This is a genomic window from Dietzia sp. CW19 (genome assembly GCF_014145265.1).
Taxonomy (GTDB): Bacteria; Actinomycetota; Actinomycetes; order Mycobacteriales; family Mycobacteriaceae; genus Dietzia; species Dietzia natronolimnaea.
The window spans coordinates 1-6,847 of the sequence record NZ_JAALEE010000070.1 but is presented as its reverse complement, the minus strand read 5'-3'; the positions used below and the strand labels follow the sequence as shown (position 1 = coordinate 6,847).

The window sequence follows — 6,847 nt, the reverse complement described above, 5'->3', positions numbered from 1 at the left end:
TGCGCTGCGCTCACCCGCGCGGTCTGGCCCACGGACCCCGTCCAGCGCCTGCTGCCGGAGGCGCTGCGTGACGGCGCGCCCGGACCGCGCACCACCCCGACCCCCGAGGAGAATCGATGACCGATCAGACCGGAGTCCCGGCCTCCCGGGGCGGGGGCGATCACCACCTTCTCGGTGCGGAGCCGCACACCGCCAACGAGATCGACCTCGCCGAGGCCGAGGAGGAGGCCAAGGGCTCACCGCCCAAGAACCTGCTCGACGGCATGATCAAGGCCCTCCGGCCACGGCAGTGGGTCAAGAACGTCCTCGTGGTCGCGGCACCCGCCGCGGCCGGGTCGCAGACGCTCACCGACACCTCGGTCCTCTTCTCGGTCTTCATCGCCTTCGTGGCGTTCTGCATGGCGGCCTCGAGCGTGTACCTGATCAACGACGCGATGGACGTCGAGGCGGACCGCGCGCACCCCACCAAGCGGTTCCGTCCCATCGCCGCCGGGGTGCTGCCGGTCGGACTGGCCTACGGCATGGCGGTGGCGCTCATCGTCGCCTCCATCAGCATCTCGGTGCTGTTCACCCACCCGGCGCTGGCGATCGTCGTGGCCGTGTACATCGTGCTGCAGCTCATGTACTGCTTCGGACTCAAGCACCAGCCGGTGCTCGACATCGCGTTCGTCTCCTCCGGTTTCCTGCTCCGCGCGGTGGCGGGCGGCGCGGCGGCCGAGGTCGAGATCTCACAGTGGTTCCTGCTGGTCATGGCGTTCGGCTCCCTGTTCATGGCGGCCGGTAAGCGGTACGCCGAACTGAACCTGCACCTGAGGACCGGGGCCAAGATCCGCAAGGCCCTGGAGAGCTACACCCCGACCTACCTGCGGTTCGTGTGGACGCTGTCGGCGACGGTGCTCGTGCTCTGCTACGCCCTGTGGGCGTACGACCGCGGTTCCGATCCCACCCAGCCGTCCGGCTCGGCTGTGTGGTTGCAGATCTCGATCGTGCCGTTCACCATCGCGGTGCTGCGCTATGCGGTCGACGTCGACGCCGCCCAGGCCGGCGAGCCCGAGGACATCGCGCTCGGGGACCGCGTCCTGCAGGTCCTGGCCGGGCTGTGGGTCCTGACCGTCGTGATCGGCGTCTACCTCGTGCCGTCCTTCGCCTGACCGGGGTGGGCGGGCGATGTCGGAGGTGACGGCGGGGAGTTCGGGAGCGGGGCGTCCGGCAGCGGACCGGCCCCCGGCGACCGTGGCCTCGCGGAACCCTGAGCGGATCACCGACCGGATCACGGAGCGGATCACCGAGCGTCCCCGGGCCGAGCCGGCCGTCTTCTGGGGCGGCCTCGTCGTGGTGGTGGCGGTGTTCCTCGCCGGCGCGTGGCAGCGCCGGTGGATCGCCGACGACGGGCTGATCGTCCTGCGCACGGTCCGCAACCTCATCGCCGGCAACGGACCCGTGTTCAACGCGGGGGAGCGGGTCGAGTCCAACACCTCCACCCTGTGGACCTATCTCGTCTATCTCACCCACGAGGTCGTCGGCTATCGGCTCGAGTTGGTCGCCCTGGGGTTGGCGCTGACGCTGAGCATGATCGCGGTCGCGTCCGCGATGCTCGGCACCCGCGTGATGTACCGGGGCACCCGGCGCGCCCCCGCCGGCGGTCCGATGCTGCTGTTGCCGCTGGGTGTGGTGGTCTACATCATGCTGCCGCCCGCCCGGGACTTCGCGAGCTCGGGCCTGGAGACGGGGCTGGTGATCTGCTGGATCGGCGTCATGTGGCTCGGCCTGCAGCGGTGGGCCCGCGCGCCGCACCGCGAGTACCGGTTCGGTCTACCCGCGGTGGGCACGGCCGCGATGGCGTTCATCGCCGGGCTCGGTCCGCTGGTGCGCCCCGAGTTGGCGCTGGCGGCGGTGGTGTTCCTGGCGCTGCTGGCGGCGTCACAGCAGTCGTGGCGGCATCTGGGCTGGTTGGTCGCCATCGCCGGAACCGTCCCGGTGGTCTACCAGATCTGGCGGATGTCGTACTACGCCCTGCCCTATCCGTTGACGGCCGTCGCCAAGGACGCGGGCGGGTCCAAGTGGGACAAGGGGGCCCAGTACCTGTGGGACCTGCTGTCGCCGTATGTCCTGCTCCTGCCGCTGGCGGTGGTCCTGGTCGCCGGTCTGGTCTCGCTGTGGGCCGTGCGCCGGTCGGATTCCAGGGTTTGCGGGGCGGGTCACGACGACGACGAGGGGGGCGGCCTGCTCCGCCTGCGCAGCCGGGTCCGCTCGACCCCGGTCGTCACCGTCGCCTTCCTCGTGGTGGCCGTGATCATGCTGGCCTACGTCACCCGGGTCGGCGGGGACTTCATGCACGGCCGGGTGCTGTTGCCGTCCCTGTTCCTGTTCCTCCTGCCCGTCTCCGTGGTGCCCCTCCCGGTCGGACCCGCCCGCGGGGTGGGCGACGCCCGGGTTCGGCGGGTGGCGGTCCCGGTGGTCGCCGGTGCGTGGCTCGTCGTCGTCGGATGGGCGGTGACCGTCCAGGTGGTCCAGGACCCGTTCCGCGACGAACCGGAGTCCATCACCGCGGCGGGGATCGTCGACGAGCGGCAGTACTACATCCAGCGCACAGGCCACCAGCATCCGCTGCTCGCGGACGACTACCTCGACTTCCCGCGGATGCGGGCCCTGGTGAGGGAGGTCTCGACCAACCGGACGGGGGCGGTCTTCCTCCCGGTCCCGGGCTTCCAGGACCGGTGGGACGTGGTGGCCTACGACCGGCCGATGCCCGGTCTGGCGCCGTTCGAGCTCCCCGACGATCCCCTCAAGACGGTCGTGTTCCTCAACCTGGGCATGACGAGCATGAACCTGCCGCTCGACGTGGACGTCTACGACACCGTGGGCCTGGCCTCGCCGTTGGCCGCGCACACCGACCGCATGGAGGACGGGCGTATCGGGCACGACAAGTTCCTGCCGTACGACTGGGTCCTCGCGCGCACCGGGGTGGTCGAGGACCCGGTCAACTTCCCGCGGTGGATCGACGTGAACTGGGTCAACCAGGCCGAAGTGGCGCTCACGTGTCCCGCGACCGAGGCCCTCATCGACTCCTATTCCGGCCCGTTGACGCTGGAGAAGCGCTGGTCCAACCTGGTTAACGCATTTTCATTCGCCGAGTACCGGATCAACAGAATCCCTGCATACGAGGTGCAGAGGTGCGGGTTGCCCATGCCTGAGGAAGTGGAGAAGTACCAGGGCACTCGGTAGTGTGGCGCGTACTGTTGTCTCGAATCGATAACAGTAGGGGATCGATCAGGTCCCCGACCTGTAACACCTGTCCCAGAATGAGCGACAGTAACGATGTCGCAGTTCCGGTCCTCCCCTGGTGGGGCCGGTCCGATGGACGTCACCGATGCCCCGGATTCCCTGGGGGCACCAGGAACGAACAAAGGAACCCACGAATGTCCCAGACCACCCTCCGGCGCAAGTTCGCCGCCGGGCTCACCGCCCTGGCGACGGCTGCAGGCCTCGTCGTCGGCGCCCCGGCCCTCGTCGGCGCCCAGGCCACCGAGCAGGGCTCGTCGGCCAGCCTCGGTTCCGCCGGATCGGCAGGATCGGCCGGATCGGGCGATGCGCCGAACGCCGCCCCCGCGTTCCAGCCGGCCGCCGGCAACGAGAACCCGGTCGGTTTCCGGAACTGGCTGCGCCCCGGGTGCAGCTGGGATCCGGTCGCCTCGTGGGTCCAGCTGTGTGACGTCTGGTCGCCGGCGATGAACCGCCACATCAAGGTCCAGGTCCAGCCGGCCCGCTTCGGCGGCAACGCCGGGCTGTACCTCCTCGACGGCCTGCGCGCGCGGGACGACTGGAACGCGTGGACCCGCGACGCCCAGGCGCAGCGCATCTTCCTCCAGGACAACATCACCCTGGTCATGCCGGTCGGCGGCCAGGTCTCCTTCTACTCCGACTGGGATCGGCCCATCAACCTGGGCGGCAACCTCGTCGAGTACAAATACGAGACCTTCCTGACCCGCGAGCTGCCCGGGTACCTGAACGCCCACTTCGGTGTGCGCACGGACAACAACGCCATCGCCGGGCTGTCCATGGGCGGGTCCGCCGCAGCGATGCTCGCCGCCAAGCACCGCAACCAGTTCAAGCAGGTCTCAGTGTTCTCCGGCTACATGAACCCCACCGCGCCGGGCATGTACACGATGATCCCGCTGGCGATGTTCGACCAGTGCAAGTGCGACCCGTTCGCCATGTGGGGCCTGCCGGGCTCCCCGCGCTGGGGCGAGCACGACCCGCTGCTCAATGCGGACAAGCTGCGCGACATCCCGATGTACATCACCGCGGGTTCGGCCATCCCCGGCCAGTACGACCAGCCCTCCAGCCTGCAGGCGGTGTTCAACACCTTCAACGGCATCATCCTCGAGGGCCTGTCGCGCGGATCGACCATCGCGTTCCAGAACACCCTCAACGCCCGGCCCAACCAGGCCACGTTCGACTACCGCACCACCGGCATCCACGGGTGGGGCTACTGGAACGACGACCTGATCGCCGCCCGCTCGGCGCAGATCCTGCCCGTGATGAACGCTTTCGCGTGGTGATCACGACCGGTTAGCAGACGAATCGGGCTCCGCTCAGCGAGTCCTCACCCGTCACACCGGGGCCCGTGCGTAGATTCTCGTGCGGGGCCCCGGTCGCTTGCGTGACCACCGGGTTCGGCCGCGGGAGGGGAGCCCGCGGACGGACGGCGGATCAGGGCCCCGGGCAGAAGCTGTCCGGGTCGCGCTCGCGGCCCGTTCACCGAGACGTTCGGCGACGACGCGGCAAGGAAGAGAACCTCACATGGCGACCCCCAGCGCACACGCGAGCCCCCGCACCCGGTGGGCGTCCCTCCTGGCCGCCCCGCTCGTGGTGGGAATGGTGGGCTCGGGCCTCATCGTCCCTCCGGCTGCGGGCGCGCAGGAGACCCCGGTCCGGGTGACCCCGGCCCAGGAGACTCCCGCCCAGAGCTCCCCGGTCCAGGCCTCCCCGGCACAGACCGGTCCCGGCCAGGAGGACCCGGCCCGGGCGAACCCCGGGAACCGGGTGGACTCCCCCTCCCTGAGCGTGCCGACGACCCTCCCGACCGGAGTCCGCCTGGACAAGGTCGAGTGGAAGACGGCCAACCGGGTGGCACTGTGGGTGCAGTCCCCGGCCATGGAGCAGGCCATCCAGGTGCAACTCATGCTCCCGGCGCGGTGGAACGCCGAGCCGGAACGCACCTACCCCTCGCTGCTCCTGCTCGACGGCCTGCGGGCGCGCAACGACGCCAGCGGGTGGACCCTCGAGACCAAGATCTCCCAGTTCTTCGACGCCAAGAACGCGATCATCGTGCTCCCCGTCGGCGGCGAGTCGAGTTTCTACACGGACTGGGTCGCGGACGCCAACGGCTCGGCCTACCAGTGGGAGACGTTCCTCATGGAGGAGCTGCCGCCGCTACTGGCCCGCGACTGGCGGGTGAACGACAAGCACGGTGTGGCCGGACTGTCGATGGGCGGCACGGCCGCCATGATGCTCTCGCAGCGCTACCCGGACTACTTCCAGTTCGCGGCGAGCTACTCGGGCTTCCTCGACACCACGAGCTTCGGCATGCCCGAGGCCATCAAGGTGGCCATGCAGGACGCCGGCGGGTATCAGGCGGAGAGCATGTGGGGACCCCTCGGCTCGGCCAGGTGGCAGGAGCAGGACCCCAAGCTCCACGCGGACAAGCTCCGCGGCCAGAGCGTCTACGTCTCCGCGGGAAGCGGGAACACCGGTCCGTGGGATCAGCCGTCGGGGCTGCCGGACATCCCCACCAACTTCCCGGGCTACGGGCTCGAGCTGCTGTCGCGGATGACCACCCAGACCTTCGTCAACAAGGCCCGCGGGGCCGGCGTCGAGGTGACCGCAAACTTCCGGCCCTCGGGCACCCACACGTGGCCGTACTGGCAGTTCGAGATGATGCAGGCATGGCCCCAGTTCGCGGGCGCCGTCGAGATCGAGAACGTCGAGCCCCCGTGCGCGGCACAGGGCGAGATCGCCCGGGTCGCCGAGCGTCAGCCCGGTCTGGGCCCCTGTCTGACGGGCGAGTACGATGTCAAGGGCGGCAAGGCCACCGACTTCCGCTTCGGCCGCGTCTTCTGGTCGCAGCAGACGGGCGCGCACTCGGTCCTCGGGGCCATCGGCGCCGCCTACCAGGCCGAGGGTGGACCCGACGGCCCGCTGGGTCTGCCCACCTCCGGTGAGACCACCACGCCCGACGGCAGGGGCCGGTTCACCCAGTTCCAGAACGGGGTCATCTACTGGTCGCCGACCACCGGGGCGCACGCGATCCGCGGGGCGATCCGGTCGATGTGGCAGGAGCGCGGCGCCGAGCGCGGCGACCTCGGGTACCCGACCACCGACGAGGTCACCAACCCGAACAAGCCCGGCGTTGTCCAGGGATTCCAGGGCGGCACCGTCTACTGGTCCTCCGCCACTGGCCCCAGGGTCGTCGAGGGCGCCATCCTGAGCACCTACCGGGAGGCCGGCGCGGAGAACTCGGAACTCGGGTACCCGACGACCGACGAGATCTCCCTGACCACGCGTGGCGGCGCCTTCAGTCGCTTCCAGGGCGGGGCGATCTACTGGTCGCCGCGCACCGGTGCGCACGCCATCCCCCGCGGTCCGGTGTTCGACGCCTGGGGCACGGTCGACTACGAGCGTGGCCGGCTCGGCTATCCCACCAGCGCGCTGCGCACCACCCGGGACGGCCAGGTCATGGAGTTCGAGGGCGGCCGGATCACGGTGACCGGCGGCCGGGCGGAGATCTCGTGACGGCCAGGGCGGCGGCTCTCGGCGCGGCGCTCGTGGTGGCGGGCGGGATGCT

The 6,847-nt window shown here is 70.1% G+C and carries 4 protein-coding genes; all 4 read left to right on the top strand.

Features of this window, described 5'->3' with window-relative positions:
• Nucleotides 1–116 precede the first annotated feature (116 nt).
• The 4 genes from G6021_RS02575 (at nt 117) to G6021_RS02560 (ending at nt 6,795) form a co-directional block, all read left to right on the top strand.
• Entirely contained in the window at nt 117–1,151 is a 1,035-nt protein-coding gene (locus G6021_RS02575; RefSeq protein ID WP_182616140.1) for a decaprenyl-phosphate phosphoribosyltransferase, read from the top strand.
• A gap of 16 nt (nt 1,152–1,167) precedes the next feature.
• Complete coding sequence (zomB, locus tag G6021_RS02570; protein ID WP_241736394.1) at nt 1,168–3,225, top strand: flagellar motor control protein ZomB; 2,058 nt, start codon at nt 1,168–1,170, stop codon at nt 3,223–3,225.
• Between the two features lie 194 nt (nt 3,226–3,419).
• Nucleotides 3,420–4,562 (top strand): alpha/beta hydrolase family protein, encoded by a 1,143-nt coding sequence (locus G6021_RS02565; protein ID WP_095717073.1) that lies wholly within the window; start codon nt 3,420–3,422, stop codon nt 4,560–4,562.
• Between the two features lie 241 nt (nt 4,563–4,803).
• Nucleotides 4,804–6,795 carry an alpha/beta hydrolase-fold protein gene (locus G6021_RS02560; RefSeq protein ID WP_095717074.1) on the top strand — a complete coding sequence of 664 codons (1,992 nt, stop codon included), beginning with the start codon at nt 4,804–4,806 and terminating at the stop codon, nt 6,793–6,795.
• The last annotated feature ends 52 nt before the right edge of the window (nt 6,796–6,847 follow it).

Excerpts from the sequence above, each read along its gene's own strand:
- G6021_RS02575 (WP_182616140.1), top strand. The coding sequence starts at position 117 with ATGACCGATCAGACCGGAGTCCCGGCCTCCCGGGGCGGGGGCGATCAC.
- G6021_RS02565 (WP_095717073.1), top strand. The coding sequence starts at position 3,420 with ATGTCCCAGACCACCCTCCGGCGCAAGTTCGCCGCCGGGCTCACCGCC.
- zomB (WP_241736394.1), top strand. The coding sequence starts at position 1,168 with ATGTCGGAGGTGACGGCGGGGAGTTCGGGAGCGGGGCGTCCGGCAGCG.
- G6021_RS02560 (WP_095717074.1), top strand. The coding sequence starts at position 4,804 with ATGGCGACCCCCAGCGCACACGCGAGCCCCCGCACCCGGTGGGCGTCC.